Source organism: Staphylococcus sp. KUGN1, assembly GCF_045984185.1.
Classification (GTDB): Bacteria; Bacillota; Bacilli; order Staphylococcales; family Staphylococcaceae; genus Staphylococcus; species Staphylococcus warneri_A.
In genome coordinates this window covers 83,145-101,039 of the sequence record NZ_JBJQIL010000003.1, presented here as the reverse complement: position 1 = coordinate 101,039, position 17,895 = coordinate 83,145, and the positions used below count along the sequence as shown (strand labels likewise).

Genomic DNA, 17,895 nt, shown 5'->3' with positions numbered 1-17,895 from the left:
TATATCATCATATCTTACTTTTCAAGTAAAGGAGATTTATTGGGTGTACCTGGTTTTCTTGGGTATTTCTTAGATGTTTGGCGTCGTTTATCAATGACAATCATTTGTCTTTCTCCCGCTTCTTCTGGCAATTCAAAGTTAAAGGTTTCTTTAACATTGCCACCTAATACATTAATTGCAAATTGAGCTTCGTCTAATTCTTCTTCACCTTTAGATGATTTTAAAGCTATGAATTGACCACCTTTTTTAGCTAAAGGTAGACACAATTCACTTAATACAGTTAGACGCGCAACAGCGCGGGCAGTAACGATATCGTAAGACTCCCTGTAGTCTCCCTTACCAAAGGTTTCTGCACGATCATGCACAAAACTCACATCTTGGAGACCTAAAGCGTCTGCTAAATGATTTAAAAATTGGATACGCTTATTTAATGAATCGACTATTGTCACTTTCAACTCAGGGAAGATGATTTTCAATGGAATACTTGGGAAACCTGCACCTGCACCCACATCACATATTGATAATGAATCCTTAAAGTCATAATAGAAACTTGGTGTGATTGAATCATAAAAATGCTTTAAATACACTTCATGTTCATCTGTAATACTTGTCAAATTCATCTTTTCATTCCATTCAACAAGTAGCTGATAATAAGTTTGAAATTGCTCCTTTTGAGTGTTCGATAATTCGATGTTGTGTTCTTTTAATTTCTCAGATAGCCATTCTATACTCATTATTGATTCACCCTTTGAAGTTTTCCTTGTTCTAAATATACAAGTAAAATTGAAATATCAGCTGGGTTAACGCCAGAAATTCTTGAAGCTTGCGCAATATTGAGTGGCTTAACTTCAGCTAGTTTTTCTCTAGCTTCTGAAGCTAAACTATCAACTTTACTATAGTCTAAGTCTTCAGGAATTTTCTTTTGTTCCATACGTTTTACTTTTTCAACTTGTTGTAATGATTTATTGATATAACCTTCATATTTTGTTTGAATTTCAACTTGTTCTTCAACTTCTGAAGGTAATTGATGATCTTCTTCCAAGATTTCTAATATCGTATCATATGTCATTTCAGGTCTACGTAATAAATCGATAGCTAATATACCATCTTTAAGTTTAGAACCACCATTTGCTTCGATCACTGATTGCGTATGGTCATTTGGTTTGATACGGATATCTGTTAATCTTTGAATTTCATCTTTTATTTGTTGACGCTTATGATTAAACTGCGCATAACGTTCATCTGAAATTAAACCTAGCTCATGTCCTAAATCTGTAAGACGTAAGTCAGCATTATCATGACGTAATAATAAACGGTATTCTGCACGTGATGTTAATAAACGATATGGTTCATTTGTACCTTTTGTCACTAAATCATCGATTAGTACACCAATATATGCATCGGAACGACTTAAGATTTTCTCTTCTTTACCTAATACTTTACCTGCTGCATTAATACCAGCCATAATTCCTTGTCCAGCCGCTTCTTCATAACCTGATGTGCCGTTAATTTGGCCAGCAGTATATAAATTCTTAATCATTTTTGTTTCTAGCGTCGGCCATAATTGAGTTGGAACAATTGCATCATATTCAATGGCATAACCTGCACGCATCATATCTGCTTTTTCTAACCCAGGTATCGTCTCTAACATTTGTCTTTGAACGTGTTCAGGTAGACTTGTTGATAATCCTTGTACGTATACTTCATTAGTATTACGTCCCTCTGGTTCTAAGAATAATTGATGGCGTGGTTTATCATTGAAACGTACAAATTTGTCTTCGATTGATGGACAATATCTTGGACCTGTACCTTTTATCATTCCAGAGTACATTGCAGATAAATGTAAGTTGTCGTCAATCACTTGATGTGTTTTATCATTAGTATAAGTTAACCAACATGGTAACTGGTCTAAAATATACTCTGTCGTTTCATAACTGAAAGCACGTCCTACATCATCACCAGGTTGGATCTCAGTTTTTGAGTAATCGATTGTTTTAGAGTTAACACGTGGTGGTGTTCCCGTTTTAAAACGTACAACCTCGAAACCTAATCCTCTTAAATTATCTGCTAATGTGACAGATGGTAATTGGTGATTTGGACCACTTGAGTACTTCATGTTACCTAAGATGATTTCACCACGTAAAAATGTACCAGTCGTAATAACCACTGCTTTAGAGCGATACTCTGTACCGATATTTGTACGTACACCTTTAACTTCGTCATCTTCAATAATTAATTCATCTACCATACCTTGCATGATATCTAAGTTATCTTCATCCTCGATAACATTCTTCATCTCTTGTTGGTATAGCACTTTATCAGCTTGTGCACGTAATGCTCTAACAGCTGGTCCTTTACCTGTATTTAACATACGCATTTGGATATGCGTTTTATCTATTGTCTTAGCCATTTGGCCACCTAATGCATCAATTTCACGTACAACAATCCCTTTAGCCGGGCCACCTACTGATGGATTACATGGCATAAAGGCAATATTATCTAAATTGATTGTTAACATTAATGTTTTAGCGCCACGTCTTGCTGATGCTAAACCTGCTTCTATTCCAGCATGGCCTGCACCAATTACAATTACATCATATTCTTGAACCAATTGTTGAACCTCCTTATTAAACATTCATCTATTTGTCTGAGAAATATACCCCTACTGGATGAACTTCCCTATTTATATTCGCTATTTACCTAAACAGAATTGACTAAATAACTGATCAATTAATTCATCACTTGCAGATTCGCCAATAATTTCACCTAAAATCTCCCAAGTGCGTGTTAAATCGATTTGTACCATATCCATTGGTATACCTGATTCGGCTGCATCAATCGCATCTTGGATTGATTGTCTTGCTTGTTTAAGTAATGAAATATGGCGTGAGTTAGATACATAAGTCATGTCTTGGTTTTGAACATCTCCACCAAAGAATAAATCTCTGATTTGTATTTCTAATTCATCAATACCTTCTTGTTTTAGCATAGAAGTTTGGATTAATGGTGTGTCACCAATCATTGCTTTGACTTCATTAATATCTAGATGTGTTTCTAAATCTGTTTTATTGATAATTACAATAACATCTTCATTTTTAACAACATCATATAACGTTTGGTCATCTTCCGTTAGTGCTTCATTATTATTCAATACAAATAAGATTAAGTCAGCTTGACTTAGTGCTTTACGTGAACGTTCGACACCAATTTTCTCTACTATGTCTTCAGTATCTCGAATACCTGCTGTATCTACTAAACGAAGTGGTACACCTCTGACATTAACATATTCTTCTAATACATCTCTTGTAGTACCAGCTACTTCCGTCACAATCGCTTTATTATCTTGAATAAGGTTATTTAGCATTGAAGACTTACCTACGTTTGGTCGGCCTACAATAACAGTGGAGAGACCTTCTCTCATTATTTTACCCTGTGCACCTGTTTCTAATAGTTGATTAATTTCTTGTTTAATATTTTTAGATTGTTGTAATAAGAACTCTGTCGTCGCATCCTCTACATCGTCATACTCTGGATAATCGATATTTACCTCAACCTGAGCAAGTATCTCCAATATTGACTGACGTTGACGTTTAATTAAATCACTTAAACGCCCCTCTATTTGATTCATCGCTACTTTTGAAGCACGATCTGTCTTAGAACGAATAAAGTCCATTACTGCTTCTGCTTGAGATAAATCAATTCTTCCATTTAAGAATGCACGTTTTGTATATTCACCTGGTTCAGCCATTCGAGCGCCATGCGTCATTGTTAATTCTAATATGCGATTAATAGTTAAAATACCGCCATGACAATTGATTTCAATGATATCTTCTCTAGTAAATGTTTTAGGTGCTCTTAAGACGGAAATCATGACCTCTTCAACTGTCTCATTTGTTTCTGGGTCAATAATATGACCGTAATTTATTGTATGTGAATCAACTTCTGCTAATGGTTTCTTACCTTTATATAGTTTATCTCCAATTTCAACTGCTTGTGGACCAGAAAGTCTCACAATACCAATCGCACCTTCGCCCATTGGCGTTGAAATACTAGTAATTGTATCAAAGTCCATTGTTAGGCTGGCCTCCTTATTCAAGTAAATTTTCAATACTATATTGTAAATTGTTTCATTTCAAAAAGCTATTATATTGTTCGGAATGTTCGGGTTAGACTTCGGGTTGTCTGAGGTTAGACTTACGTTAGTCTAAAATCTATCTCCCCTACCCTATTGAATTTTCTTATTAAATACTTTAGCTATTTTAAGTACATGCTCTAAACTACCTTGAATTTCTAAAGTGGACATAGATTTAGCTGGTTGTCTTGCAATAACGATAATATCTTTCGTTATAATATCTTGTTTATGCACTTTAAAGTTTTCTCTTATCGCTCTTTTAATTTTATTTCTAGTAACAGCGTTACCTAATTTTTTCGAAACGCTAATCCCTAAGCGAAAATGTTCTTGTTCTTTATTATCATAGGTATATACTACGAATTGTCTATTTGCGACAGACTTTCCTCTTTTATATATTTTTTGAAAATCTGCATTTTTTTTTATACGGTACGCTTTTTCCACCAAACATCACTCGCTTATCAAATTCTCTTACCTTAGTATTATAAACCATCTAAATTTTAACCAAAAATAAACCAGCATTTATATTGAAAACGCTGATTTCAGTCAAAAGTTCTTATCTATCATCTATCAATTAACCCAATCAACAATACGTTTGATCGTTAATGTTTGAATAAAATTACTGTATTCAAAACGAAAAAAAAGACCACTGATGAGTCAGTGATCTTATGCAGATAAAACTTTACGGCCTTTACGACGACGGCGCGCTAAGACTTTACGGCCATTTTTAGTGCTCATGCGTTTTCTGAAACCATGAACTTTACTATGTTTACGTTTATTTGGTTGATAAGTACGTTTTACCATGTAAAAACACCTCCATCTTTATTAAGTTATCTAACATCTCCAGGATCAAAGCCCTGTTAAATTTATAGATAGATAATTGTTAAAGTGTGTAACTATTAATATAATAGCAACAAACTTATACATAAGAGATTCCTCTTATTAACTGACTGCTATAAGAAATTCTTTGTTTAATATACTTATTATCTAGTCATATTTCAAGCAACTACTACAATATAACAAATTACTACTTATAAAGCAAGCTCATTTTAAATTGATTCTTCCATATTACTATCAAACCAACCATCCCCATTTTACCTATCGTTATATTATATATTCATTTTTTCATACAGCTTTATAAATTATTTCCCAAACTGTTATACTCCCCGTTTTTAAACGATTATGAATATTGTGCGAAGTTATCCACTTATCAACAAAGAATCTTATTTAATTTGTGGACAATTACGTTGATATTCACAAGTTTTCACATCTTTTACGAACATATTCACAGTCATTTGACATCTATATTACTGAAAAAGTATAATTGTGTGGATAAGTCGTTTAATCATTGATTTTATAAGGATTTATTTATTAGATTTATATACAAATTAGCTGTGCATAAATCATAGTGTGCTTTAAATTATCCACTGTCTGTGATTAACTTGTGGATAATTATTAACATGCTGTGATTATTTTTATCCACGGGTGTTATTTTTGTGTATAACTAAAAAATTTTGAGAAAGATGGAGTTATTTATGTCTGAAAAAGAAATTTGGGAAAAAGTATTAGACCTCGCCAAAGAACGAATTTCAAAAATTAGTTTTGATACTTTCGTAAAAGATACGCAACTCTATTCACTCCAAAATGATAAAGCCATCGTATTAGTCAGTGAATCTTTCAATGCGAATTGGCTCAATCAAAAATATAGTGAGATTATGCAAAGCATCATATATGAAGTGATTGGTTATGAAGTCAAACCTCGTTTTATAACTGAAGAAGAACTGTCAAAATATATGAAGACCGATCAAAAACAACCTGAAGAACCTGCAACTCCAGAAACGCATCAACATCAGAATGTCGATAATCCAGGTGGTATTGAACAATTTAATACACACAATACATTTGACACATTTGTAATCGGACCAGGCAACCGTTTTCCACATGCTGCGAGTTTAGCAGTAGCAGAAGCACCAGCCGAAGCATACAATCCATTATTTATTTATGGTGGAGTTGGATTAGGAAAAACCCATCTAATGCATGCCATTGGACATCATGTTTTGGATAATAATCCTAATGCTAATGTGATTTATACATCTAGTGAAAAGTTTACAAACGAATTTATTAAGTCAATTCGTGATAACCAAGGTGATGCATTTAGAGAGAAATACCGTAATATCGACGTTTTACTAATCGATGATATACAGTTCATTCAAAATAAGGAACAAACACAAGAAGAATTCTTCCATACTTTTAATGAACTGCATAACAATAATAAACAAATTGTTATTTCTAGTGACCGTCCACCAAAAGAGATCTCTAAATTGTCAGATCGACTCCGTTCTCGCTTTGAATGGGGCTTAATCGTGGATATTACACCACCAGATTATGAAACAAGAATGGCTATTTTACAGAAAAAGATTGAAGAAGAGAATTTAGATATACCAATGGAATCATTAAACTACATTGCAAATCAAATTCAATCCAATATTCGTGAACTTGAAGGTGCTTTAACACGTTTACTAGCATATTCACAATTACAAGGTAAACCTATCACGACTGAATTAGCTGCGGAAGCTTTAAAAGATATTATACAAGCACCTAAATCTAAAAAGATTACTATTCAAGATATACAAAAAGTCGTTGGACAATACTACAATGTTCGCATAGAGGACTTTAGTGCCAAAAAGCGTACAAAATCTATTGCCTATCCACGACAAATAGCGATGTATCTTTCACGTGAACTTACAGATTTTTCATTACCTAAAATTGGTGAAGAGTTTGGTGGACGTGATCATACAACCGTCATTCATGCTCACGAAAAAATTGTAAATGATATTAAAGCAGATCCTACTTTTAAACAAGAAGTGGAAAATTTAGAAAAAGAAATCAGAAACCAATAGTTGGGAAATAATTTAAAAAATTAAACTGTTATAGTACAGTTCGAATTGAAGATTAAATTTGATTATAAAAGGGAATAATCACATCGAAAAGCGCATGTCATTTTGTTGTCGTTTTATTATTCTAGAAAAGATAATCAAGTTGTGGATTGTGGACAATGTTGAAAAGGTGTACACAGTATACACACTTTATCCACATGTGCATAACTCTGATATGCCAGACTTATTGTCACTTATCCACTAATTCACAGGCCCTACTACTATTACTATGAATTTAAAACCTATATAATTATATATAAACGACTGGAAGGAGTTTAAATTTTAATGATGGAATTCACTATTAAAAGAGATTATTTTATTAATCAACTAAACGATACATTAAAAGCTATTTCACCTAGAACAACTTTACCAATTCTTACTGGTATTAAAATTGACGCTAAAGAAAATGAAGTCATTTTAACTGGATCAGATTCTGAAATCTCAATTGAAATCTCAATACCAAAACAAATAGATGGTGAAGATATTGTTGATATCTCAGAAACAGGATCAGTTGTACTTCCTGGTCGTTTCTTCGTTGATATTATTAAAAAATTGCCAGGTAAAGATGTTAAATTATCTACTAATGAGCAATTCCAAACACTCATTACATCTGGTCATTCTGAATTCAACTTAAGTGGTTTAGATCCAGATCAATATCCACTATTACCAGAAGTATCAAGAGATGACGCTATTCAATTATCTGTAAAAGTATTAAAAAACATCATTGCACAAACTAATTTTGCAGTGTCCACCTCAGAAACACGCCCAGTATTAACTGGTGTGAATTGGCTTATACAAGATAATGAATTAATATGCACAGCAACTGACTCACACCGCTTGGCTGTAAGAAAGTTAAAATTAGAAGATACATCTGAAAATAAAAATGTCATCATTCCTGGTAAAGCTTTATCTGAATTAAATAAAATTATGAGCGATAGTGATGAAGATATTGATATTTTCTTCGCATCTAACCAAGTATTATTTAGAGTAGGTCATGTTAATTTCATTTCTCGTTTATTAGAAGGTCATTATCCAGATACAACGCGTTTATTCCCTGAGAATTATGAAATCAAATTAGGAATTAACAATGGTGAGTTTTACCATGCGATTGATCGTGCATCATTATTGGCTAGAGAAGGCGGTAATAATGTCATCAAATTAAGCACTGGTAATGAAGTTGTTGAACTATCATCAACATCTCCTGAGATTGGTACTGTAAAAGAAGAAGTAACAGCAACTGATGTAGAAGGCGGCAATCTTAAAATTTCATTCAACTCAAAATATATGATGGATGCATTAAAAGCGATTGATAATGACGAAGTCGAAGTCGAATTCTTTGGTACGATGAAACCGTTCATTTTAAAACCTAAAGACGATGATTCAGTTACTCAATTAATCTTGCCAATCCGTACGTACTAATCATGACTTAAAAAGCGAAAACGAATAATAGCTGAGACAAGATAAAATGTCTCAGCTATTTTTTATTTAAAGTTCATTTTAAAGTGTGTGAGCCTTTGTTTAAGCGTAAGAAATTATTTTTAGGAGGAATTCATCGTTTTATAGAAAAATAAGCTAATATGCCCTTTAAAATTAAAATGACGTTAATACAACTCCAAAAACGTAAGTAAAATAGCATTGAAATTTAAAATAGAGAAATTATCACTATAAGTAAACGTTTACATTCTTTGTTTCACATGAAATTTGAGCGCAAAACAGGTATAATATATTAATGACATAAAAAGAAATGGAGTGATGAATTTGATTCAAGAAGTTGTTGTAGAAGGTGACATTACTTTAGGTCAATTTCTGAAAACAGAAGGTATTATTGAATCAGGTGGCCAAGCGAAATGGTTCCTACAAGATTTCGAGGTTTTAATTAATGGTCAACGTGAAGTTAGACGTGGCAAAAAATTAGAACACCATGATCGTATCGATATACCTGAATTGCCTGAAGATACGGGTGCTTTTTTAATCATTCACCAAGGTGAACAATGAAATTAAATACACTCCAATTGGAAAACTATCGTAACTATGAACAGGTTACAATCGATTGTCATCCTGAAGTGAATATTCTCATAGGTGAGAATGCACAAGGAAAGACGAATCTCCTTGAATCAATTTACACTTTAGCTTTGGCAAAAAGCCACAGAACTTCTAATGATAAGGAACTCATACGTTTTGATTCTGAGTATGCTAAAATAGAAGGTGAGCTAAACTATAGACATGGCACAATGCCACTGACGATGTTCATTACTAAAAGAGGTAAGCAAGTGAAGGTCAATCACCTAGAGCAAAGTAGGCTAACACAATATATCGGACATCTAAACGTGGTTCTTTTTGCGCCGGAAGATTTGAATATCGTGAAAGGATCACCTCTAATACGCCGTCGTTTTATAGACATGGAGTTAGGACAAATATCAGCTGTCTATTTGAACGACCTTTCTCAATATCAACGTATTTTAAAACAAAAGAATAACTACCTAAAACAGCTACAAATTGGTAATAAGACTGACACCACTATGCTGGAAGTCTTAAATCAACAATTTGCTGAATATGCGTTAAAGGTGACGTTGCGTCGTGAACATTTTATTAAAGAACTAGAACAATTAGCTCAACCTATTCATGCAGGCATTACGAATGAGCGTGAAGCATTGGCGCTTAAGTATTTACCAAGTTTGAAATTCAGTCATCAGGATCAATCAGAATCAGAAATGTTAGAAGAGATTCTGACATTACTTAATGACAATCTTCAAAGAGAAAAAGACCGTGGTGTGTGTCTCTTTGGACCACATCGTGACGACTTAGGTTTTAACGTTAACGGCATGGATGCGCAAACTTATGGTTCACAAGGTCAACAGAGAACAACCGCATTGTCGATTAAGTTAGCTGAAATTGAACTAATGAATATAGAAGTTGGAGAATATCCAATTTTATTACTAGATGATGTGTTGAGTGAATTAGATGACTCACGTCAAACGCACTTATTGAGTACAATTCAACATAAAGTACAGACATTTGTAACTACGACATCCGTAGACGGTATTGATCATGAAATTATGAATAATGCTAAGTTATACCGTATAAATCAAGGTGAAATTATAAAGTAACAGAAAGTGATGGTGAATACATTGTCAGATGTAAACAACACAGATAATTATGGTGCTGGGCAGATACAAGTATTAGAAGGACTAGAAGCGGTCCGTAAACGACCTGGTATGTATATCGGTTCAACTTCAGAAAGAGGCTTGCACCATTTAGTATGGGAAATTGTTGATAATAGTATTGACGAAGCATTAGCAGGCTATGCTGACGAAATTAACGTAACAATTGAAAAAGATAATTGGATTAAAGTTACTGACAATGGTCGTGGTATCCCAGTAGATATTCAAGAAAAAATGGGACGTCCAGCAGTTGAGGTTATTTTAACTGTACTTCACGCCGGAGGTAAATTCGGTGGCGGCGGATACAAAGTATCAGGTGGTCTACATGGTGTAGGTTCATCTGTTGTTAACGCCCTATCAGAAGATTTAGAAGTATACGTACACCGTAACAATACGATTTATCACCAAGCCTATAAAAAAGGTGTACCTCAATTTGACTTAAAAGAAATTGGTAGCACAGATAAGACGGGTACAGCAATACGTTTTAAAGCAGATAGCAGTATCTTTACCGAAACAACAGTTTACAACTATGAAACATTACAACAACGTATTCGTGAGTTAGCATTCTTGAACAAAGGTATTCAAATCACTTTAACTGATGAGCGAGACGAAGATGATATCAGACAAGATTCTTATCACTATGAGGGTGGGATTAAGTCTTATGTAGAAATGTTGAATGAAAATAAAGAACCTATCCATGGCGAACCTATTTACATTCACCAATCTAAAGATGATATCGAAGTTGAAATTGCGATCCAATATAATAAAGGCTATTCAACGAATTTATTAACATATGCCAACAATATCCACACGTATGAAGGTGGTACGCATGAAGATGGCTTTAAACGTGCGTTAACGCGTGTGTTAAATAGTTATGGTATGAACAGTAAAATAATCAAAGAAGATAAAGATAGACTTTCAGGTGAAGATACACGTGAAGGTTTAACAGCTATTATTTCTATCAAACATGGTGATCCTCAATTCGAAGGTCAAACGAAAACAAAATTAGGAAACTCTGAAGTACGACAAGTTGTAGATAAATTATTCTCTGAACACTTTGAACGTTTCTTATATGAAAACCCTAGCGTTGGTAGAATTATTGTTGAAAAAGGTATTATGGCATCTCGCGCACGTGTAGCTGCAAAGAAAGCACGTGAAGTGACACGTCGTAAATCAGCATTAGAGATTTCAAGTTTACCTGGTAAACTTGCTGACTGCTCTAGTAAAAACCCTGAAGAAAGTGAAATATTCTTAGTCGAAGGGGACTCTGCCGGTGGGTCTACTAAATCAGGCCGTGACTCAAGTACACAGGCAATTTTACCATTGAGAGGTAAGATTCTTAATGTTGAAAAAGCACGTCTAGATCGTATTTTAAATAACAATGAAATTCGTTCTATGATCACAGCATTTGGTACTGGTATTGGCGGAGAATTTGATATTAGTAAAGCACGATATCATAAAATTGTAATTATGACAGATGCCGATGTTGATGGTGCTCATATTAGAACATTATTATTAACATTCTTCTATCGTTTCATGAGACCGCTAATTGAAGCGGGATATGTATATATTGCCCAACCACCGTTATACAAATTAACGCAAGGTAAACAAAAATACTATGTCTTCAACGATAGAGAATTAGATAAATTAAAAGCAGAATTAAATCCAACACCTAAATGGTCTATTGCCCGTTATAAAGGTCTTGGTGAAATGAATGCCGATCAATTATGGGAAACAACGATGAATCCTGAACACCGTTCAATGTTACAAGTAACATTAGAAGATGCAATTGATGCCGACCAAACATTTGAAATGTTAATGGGTGATGTTGTTGAAAACCGTAGACAATTTATTGAAGATAACGCGGTCTATGCCAACCTAGATTTCTAAGCACTATGAACTGAACTTTTGAAGGAGGATCTCTTGATGGCTGAATTACCTCAATCAAGAATTAATGAACGAAATATAACCAATGAAATGCGCGAATCATTCCTAGACTATGCAATGAGTGTTATCGTTTCTCGTGCATTACCAGACGTCAGAGATGGATTGAAACCAGTACATCGTCGTATACTGTATGGATTAAATGAGCAAGGTATGACTCCAGATAAGCCATATAAAAAATCCGCACGTATCGTTGGGGATGTTATGGGTAAATATCACCCACATGGTGACTCATCTATTTACGAGGCTATGGTAAGAATGGCACAAGAATTCAGTTATCGTTATCCACTTGTGGATGGACAAGGTAACTTTGGTTCCATGGATGGTGATGGCGCAGCTGCCATGCGTTATACCGAAGCGCGTATGACTAAAATTACGCTAGAATTACTACGTGATATCAATAAAGATACAATTGATTTTATCGATAACTATGATGGTAATGAAAGAGAGCCGGCAGTCTTACCTGCACGTTTCCCTAACTTATTAGTTAATGGTGCGGCAGGTATCGCCGTAGGTATGGCGACTAACATACCACCTCATAATTTGACAGAGGTGATTGATGGTGTGCTTAGTTTAAGTAAGAATCCAGACATCTCAATCAGTGAATTAATGGAAGATATTCAAGGTCCAGATTTTCCAACTGCTGGTCTTATCTTAGGTAAAAGTGGTATTAGACGTGCTTATGAAACAGGTAGAGGTTCTGTACAAATGCGCTCACGTGCTGAAATAGAAGAACGTGGCGGTGGTCGTCAACGTATTGTTGTTACAGAAATTCCATTCCAAGTTAACAAAGCACGTATGATTGAAAAAATTGCTGAACTTGTACGTGATAAAAAAATTGATGGTATTACTGACTTACGTGATGAAACAAGTTTACGTACGGGTGTAAGAGTTGTTATTGATATTCGTAAGGATGCTAACGCAAGTGTTATCTTAAATAACTTATATAAACAAACACCATTACAAACATCATTTGGTGTAAATATGATTGCCTTAGTCAATGGCAGACCTAAGTTAATTAATCTTAAAGAAGCATTAGTCCATTACTTAGAACACCAAAAAACGGTTGTACGTAGACGTACAGAATACAATTTAAGAAAAGCAAAAGACCGTGCCCACATCTTAGAAGGTTTAAGAATTGCACTTGATCATATTGATGAAATCATTAGTACGATTCGTGAATCTGAAACAGATAAAGTGGCAATGGAAAGCTTACAAGAACGCTTCAAGTTATCTGAAAGACAAGCACAAGCTATCTTAGATATGCGTTTAAGACGTTTAACTGGTTTAGAAAGAGACAAAATTGAATCAGAATATAACGAATTATTAGCTTATATTGATGAATTAGAAGCGATTTTAGCGGATGAAGAAGTATTACTACAATTAGTTCGTGATGAATTAACGGAAATTAAAGAACGTTATGGCGACGAACGTCGTACAGAAATTCAACTTGGCGGATTAGATGATTTAGAAGATGAAGATTTAATCCCAGAAGAACAAATTGTAATTACATTAAGTCATAACAATTATATTAAACGTCTTCCAGTATCTACATATCGTGCACAAAACCGTGGTGGTCGTGGTGTACAAGGTATGAATACATTAGAAGAAGACTTTGTGAGTCAATTAGTTACTTTAAGTACACACGACAACGTTTTATTCTTTACGAATAAAGGTCGCGTATACAAACTTAAAGGTTACGAAGTACCAGAATTATCTCGTCAATCCAAAGGTATCCCAATTGTTAATGCGATTGAACTTGAAAATGATGAAAGTATTAGCACAATGATTGCTGTTAAAGACCTTGAAAGTGAAGACGATTACCTAGTATTTGCAACACGTAAAGGTATCGTTAAACGATCATCATTAAGTAACTTCTCTCGAATTAATAAGAATGGTAAAATTGCGATTAACTTTAAAGAAGATGATGAGTTAATTGCAGTTAGACTAACCGATGGTGAAGAAGATATCCTTATTGGTACTGCACATGCTTCATTGATTAGATTCTCTGAAAAAGCATTACGTCCACTTGGCCGTACAGCAGCAGGTGTGAAAGGTATCACATTACGTGAAGGTGATGAAGTAGTCGGTTTAGACGTCGCACATGCGAATAGTGAAGATGAAGTATTAGTTGTTACTGAAAATGGATACGGTAAACGTACACCAGTTGCTGATTACCGATTATCAAATCGTGGCGGTAAAGGTATTAAGACGGCAACGATTACAGAACGTAATGGTAACATCGTATGTATTACAACTGTTACAGGTGAAGAAGACTTAATGGTTGTAACGAATGCAGGTGTGATTATACGTCTAGATGTACATGACATCTCACAAAATGGTCGTTCTGCACAAGGTGTTCGACTTATGCGTCTAGGTGATGACCAATTTGTTTCAACAGTAGCTAAAGTAAAACAAGAAGATGACGCTGATGAAGCAGAATCAGATATTGAAAGTGATAATGCTCAAGGTGAGTCTAATAGCGAAGAAGTTATTGAAGGTGGCGCACCAGGCAAAGCGATTCAAACTGAAGTTACTGATGAAGAACAAGGTTCAGAAGACAATCAAGATGGCGATGAACGAATCGATGTAAGACAAGACTTTATGGATCGCGTAAATGAAGATATCGAAAATGATTCAGACAATAATGAAGATGAATAAACAATAATATAAAGTAAAAAATAAGACTCCCCTATCACCAGGGGAGTCTTATTTTTATCTAATAAAAAGGGATATGGCGACTGTTAAATGTGACCATATTCCCTATATAAGCTATTCTTCTAATTGTTTCATTGCGAATGGAATTTCATTGATTAAACGTGATGGAGGTACGACATACATCGTTTCAGAAAGCTTTTCTCCGATATAACTATGTGTATATGTGGCGCTCATTACCGCTTCTTTAATACTATCAAATTGACCTACGAAGCTAGTAATCATACCTGCTAAAGTATCACCCATACCACCAGTTGCCATAGCTGGGCTACCGATAGATAGTTTATAATCTTCGTTTCTAAAGTAAATCTCTGTACCATGTTTTTTAAGAACAACTGTCGCGCCAATACGATCTACCGCTTCACGATTACGCTCATATGTTTGTTCTTCAATAGGGATACCACTTAAACGTTCCCACTCTTTTTGATGTGGCGTAAAAATTACTCGACATGAAGGCAGTTGAGGTTTAAGTTTACTAAAAATCGTAATAGCATCACCGTCTACTATTAAATTCTGATGAGGTTGGATGTTCTGCAATAAGAAAGTAATGGCATTATTTCCTTTAAAGTCTACACCAAGTCCAGGTCCAATTAAGATACTGTCTGTCATTTCAATCATTTTAGTAAGCATCTTTGTATCGTTAATATCGATAACCATTGCTTCCGGGCATCGAGAATGTAATGCAGCATGATTAGTTGGGTGTGTTGCTACAGTAATTAAACCACTACCACTAAATACACATGCACGTGCTGCTAACATGATTGCACCACCTAAATTAGCAGATCCACCAATTAATAGGATTTTACCGTAATCACCTTTATGAGACTCTTCTTTTCTTTTAGGGATATTAATAGTATCTAAAGTTTCCATCTACCTAAACCTCCTTTTACCGGATTATCTATTTCTATTATACTGACCGGTCTATGTTCAATGATTCATTTTATATTGAATATAAGTCACAACGATGCGTGTGCTTTTAAATACAATTATGAATACTATACCTGTAATACACTTTCGTCAATAGAAATTTAAGAAATGTAACGATATAGAAACCTAATATAACAGTGACAATATTTTAGTGTATTAAATAATTAAATTGTTAATGTATTATAAAAATTGTAAAAAGTATTGTTTATATAAAAATGAAAACGTATACTTTTTGATAATGGAAGTTTTAATTCTACATAAAGGGGAGCTGTTTCTATGACTTTATTTTTAAATGGAGATGCTTTAACGATTGAGGATATTAAACAATTATTACACCAAGATTTAAAAATTGAAATCACTGAGGAAGCATTAGAAAGAGTTAAAAAAAGTAGAAGTGTAGTAGAAAGAATTATTAATGATAAAGAAACCATTTATGGGATCACTACAGGGTTTGGTTTATTTAGTGATGTGCGTATTGATTCGACTCAATATAATGACTTACAAGTTAATTTAATACGTTCACACGCTTGTGGGATGGGCGAACCATTTTCTGAAGAAGTATCACTCGTGATGATGATTTTACGTCTTAATACATTATTAAAAGGAAATTCAGGTGTAACGTTAGAATTGGTCGATCAGCTCAAATATTTCATTAATGAGCGTATTATACCTGTGATTCCTCAACAAGGCTCACTCGGTGCATCAGGGGATTTAGCACCATTATCTCATTTAGCTTTAGCACTTATTGGTGAAGGGCTTGTTTACTTTAAAAACGAAGAAGTTGATAGTCGTTATGTCTTAAATGAATTAGGAAGAGCACCATTACATTTACAAGCTAAAGAAGGATTAGCATTAATTAACGGCACACAGGCTATGACTGCTCAAGGGGTCATTAACTATATTGAAGCGGAAGACCTAGGTTACCAAGCAGAGTGGATTGCGGCGCTCACGCATCAAGCGTTAAATGGTATTGTTGATGCATATGATCATAGAGTGCATGCAGTTAGAAACAGTCAAGAACAAGTAGATGTCGCAGCACGTATGCGTGATTGGTTAGAAGATTCAAAGTTAACAACAAGACAAGCTGAGATTCGTGTTCAAGATGCTTACTCTTTACGTTGTATTCCACAAATCCACGGTGCTAGTTATCAAGTGTTTAACTACGTAAAAGAGAAGTTAGAGTTTGAAATGAATGCTTCAAATGATAATCCACTTATCTTTGATGAAGATGGTGAAACAACAGTTATATCTGGTGGTAACTTTCATGGACAACCCATCGCCTTTGCGCTTGATCATTTGAAATTAGGTGTCAGTGAATTAGCGAATGTTTCAGAACGACGTGTGGAACGACTCGTGAATCCACAATTGAATAACGGTCTACCTGCATTCTTAAGTCCAGAACCTGGTTTACAAAGTGGCGCGATGATTATGCAATATGCAGCAGCGAGTCTAGTATCTGAGAATAAAACACTTGCACATCCAGCGAGTGTAGATTCTATACCATCTTCAGCTAACCAAGAAGATCATGTATCTATGGGTACAATTGCTTCAAGACATGGTTATCAAATGATTGAAAATGCACGACGAGTTATTGCGATTGAATGTATTATTGCGTTACAAGCAGTTGAGTTAAAAGGGGTTAATCAACTATCACCTAAAACACGAGACAAATATGACGAATTTAGAAACATTGTGCCATCTATCAAACAAGATAGACAATTCCATAAGGATATAGAAGCCGTAGCACAGTACTTAAAGGATAGTGCGTATCATTAAGACATTCATAAAATGAAAATGATTGAATTTTAAAATAACTTGAAAATTACAAAAAACTTTGCTATATTGTGAGTAAGTTAATAAAACATTGTTCGTAGGCCAAGTAGTATTATTGATGGATTTCAGAGAGCTTGTGGTTAGTGAGAACAAGTAATCCACTTTAATGTGAATCTACCTACATTTAGTGAGCAATCGGCGAATAACCGTTATTTTAGTTAAGTGCAAATGAAGTAACATTTTATTAAGTGTTTGCTTTGTTTGTTAAATAGGGTGGCAACGCGTAGACCACGTCCCTTGTCGGGGCGTG

The 17,895-nt window shown here is 34.5% G+C and carries 13 protein-coding genes and 1 other annotated feature; of the genes, 7 read left to right on the top strand and 6 right to left on the bottom strand.

Annotated elements, in window-relative coordinates; all coding sequences use genetic code 11:
• Nucleotides 1–14 precede the first annotated feature (14 nt).
• The 5 genes from rsmG to rpmH form a co-directional block, all read right to left on the bottom strand.
• The gene (gene rsmG / locus ACJQQZ_RS08935; protein ID WP_124228183.1) at nt 15–734 is read right to left on the bottom strand and encodes a 16S rRNA (guanine(527)-N(7))-methyltransferase RsmG; all 720 of its coding nucleotides are present in this window, start codon (nt 732–734) and stop codon (nt 15–17) included.
• A complete protein-coding gene (gene mnmG / locus ACJQQZ_RS08930) occupies nt 734–2,611 on the bottom strand; it encodes a tRNA uridine-5-carboxymethylaminomethyl(34) synthesis enzyme MnmG (RefSeq protein WP_015365426.1) in 1,878 nt (625 codons plus the stop codon). Before mnmG ends, rsmG begins: the two co-directional genes overlap by 1 nt.
• 81 nt (nt 2,612–2,692) lie before the next feature.
• A complete protein-coding gene (gene mnmE / locus ACJQQZ_RS08925) occupies nt 2,693–4,072 on the bottom strand; it encodes a tRNA uridine-5-carboxymethylaminomethyl(34) synthesis GTPase MnmE (protein ID WP_145506189.1) in 1,380 nt (459 codons plus the stop codon).
• 153 nt (nt 4,073–4,225) lie between these two features.
• Nucleotides 4,226–4,573 carry a ribonuclease P protein component gene (rnpA, locus tag ACJQQZ_RS08920; RefSeq protein WP_002451547.1) on the bottom strand — a complete coding sequence of 116 codons (348 nt, stop codon included), beginning with the start codon at nt 4,571–4,573 and terminating at the stop codon, nt 4,226–4,228.
• A gap of 222 nt (nt 4,574–4,795) precedes the next feature.
• Entirely contained in the window at nt 4,796–4,933 is a 138-nt protein-coding gene (gene rpmH, locus ACJQQZ_RS08915) for a 50S ribosomal protein L34 (RefSeq protein ID WP_000240855.1), read from the bottom strand.
• Nucleotides 4,934–5,664: 731 nt separating this feature from the next.
• On the opposite strand from rpmH, the gene dnaA reads away from it, so the two are divergent.
• The 6 genes from dnaA (at nt 5,665) to gyrA (ending at nt 14,831) form a co-directional block, all read left to right on the top strand.
• Nucleotides 5,665–7,029: a chromosomal replication initiator protein DnaA gene (gene dnaA / locus ACJQQZ_RS08910; protein WP_002466368.1), complete on the top strand. Its 1,365-nt coding sequence runs from the start codon at nt 5,665–5,667 to the stop codon at nt 7,027–7,029.
• 321 nt (nt 7,030–7,350) lie between these two features.
• Nucleotides 7,351–8,484, top strand: a complete 1,134-nt coding sequence (dnaN, locus tag ACJQQZ_RS08905; protein WP_002451549.1) for a DNA polymerase III subunit beta — start codon at nt 7,351–7,353, stop codon at nt 8,482–8,484.
• 330 nt (nt 8,485–8,814) lie between these two features.
• Nucleotides 8,815–9,060 (top strand): S4 domain-containing protein YaaA, encoded by a 246-nt coding sequence (yaaA, locus tag ACJQQZ_RS08900; protein ID WP_015364547.1) that lies wholly within the window; start codon nt 8,815–8,817, stop codon nt 9,058–9,060.
• Nucleotides 9,057–10,172, top strand: coding sequence for a DNA replication/repair protein RecF (gene recF / locus ACJQQZ_RS08895; protein WP_049424843.1), 1,116 nt, complete (start codon nt 9,057–9,059; stop codon nt 10,170–10,172). The genes yaaA and recF overlap by 4 nt, the downstream gene beginning before the upstream one ends.
• A 9-nt stretch (nt 10,173–10,181) precedes the next feature.
• A complete protein-coding gene (gene gyrB / locus ACJQQZ_RS08890) occupies nt 10,182–12,116 on the top strand; it encodes a DNA topoisomerase (ATP-hydrolyzing) subunit B (RefSeq protein WP_145506192.1) in 1,935 nt (644 codons plus the stop codon).
• Nucleotides 12,117–12,152: 36 nt separating this feature from the next.
• Nucleotides 12,153–14,831 carry a DNA gyrase subunit A gene (gene gyrA / locus ACJQQZ_RS08885; protein ID WP_075777915.1) on the top strand — a complete coding sequence of 893 codons (2,679 nt, stop codon included), beginning with the start codon at nt 12,153–12,155 and terminating at the stop codon, nt 14,829–14,831.
• Nucleotides 14,832–14,942: 111 nt separating this feature from the next.
• On the opposite strand, the gene ACJQQZ_RS08880 is transcribed toward gyrA, so the two are convergent.
• The gene (locus ACJQQZ_RS08880) at nt 14,943–15,755 is read right to left on the bottom strand and encodes an NAD(P)H-hydrate dehydratase (protein ID WP_047210591.1); all 813 of its coding nucleotides are present in this window, start codon (nt 15,753–15,755) and stop codon (nt 14,943–14,945) included.
• Between the two features lie 333 nt (nt 15,756–16,088).
• Between ACJQQZ_RS08880 and hutH the strand changes: the two genes are divergently transcribed.
• Nucleotides 16,089–17,588, top strand: coding sequence for a histidine ammonia-lyase (gene hutH, locus ACJQQZ_RS08875; protein ID WP_075777917.1), 1,500 nt, complete (start codon nt 16,089–16,091; stop codon nt 17,586–17,588).
• 83 nt (nt 17,589–17,671) lie between these two features.
• Nucleotides 17,672–17,886, top strand: a binding site (T-box leader).
• Nucleotides 17,887–17,895 lie beyond the last annotated feature (9 nt).